This window comes from Aphanothece microscopica RSMan92 (genome assembly GCF_046613545.2).
Taxonomy (GTDB): domain Bacteria; phylum Cyanobacteriota; class Cyanobacteriia; order PCC-6307; family Cyanobiaceae; genus NIES-981.
Window position 1 is genome coordinate 1 of sequence record NZ_JBKKKY020000297.1, and the last position, 695, is coordinate 695.

At 67.1% G+C, this 695-nt stretch carries 1 protein-coding gene; it reads right to left on the reverse strand.

Annotated elements, in window-relative coordinates; genetic code table 11:
- On the reverse strand, window positions 1-695 hold a 695-nt coding region (locus ACLD7X_RS17600; RefSeq protein ID WP_411424986.1), incomplete at both ends, for a cadherin-like domain-containing protein.

The following is a 695-nucleotide window of genomic DNA, read 5'->3' on the forward strand; positions in this document are numbered from 1 at the left end:
ATAGGTGAACCCGGCAAAGCCGAAATGGTCGGGCCGCGGCGTGAACTCGATATGCGTGGTGCCGATCTGGCCCTTGCCGTTCGTCAGCCGGTATTCGCCGCCCGAATACAGCGGGTTGCCGTCCGCGTCATACAGCGGGTCCAGCGCCACGATCCGCAGCGGCGTGTCACCGTCGATGTCGCTGTCATTGGCCAGCAGGGCCGCGATCGGGATGCTCAGGACCTGATCCTCGGTCCCGAAGAACACCCCGTCATTGCCCGCCGTCGGCGCGTCGTTGACCGGGGCCAGGTTGACCTCGACCCGCGCGGTCGACTGCCGGCCATAGGCGTCCTCGACCGTATAGCGGAAGAACGCATCGCCGTTCTGGTTGGGCAGCCCGGTGAACGAGATGGTGCCATCCCCGTTCAGCGTGGCCGTGGCCCCGCCCAGCGCCTCGACCGCGATGATCGTCAGCTCGGCCGTCCCTTCGGTCGCGTCATTGGCCACCAGATCGGCAGCCTGGATGACCGCAGTCTCGTCCTCGATCCCGAACAGATAGATGTCGTCCGCCGCGTTGAACCGCCCCAGACGCGCCAGCGTGTCCAGCTGGTCGCGGTCCCAGACCGTGCCATCGGCAAAGACGACCTCCTCGATCCCCGCCTCGCGGCCCAGGAAGTGATCGGCCACGCGCAGCGTGTCGATCAGGAACCCGTCGC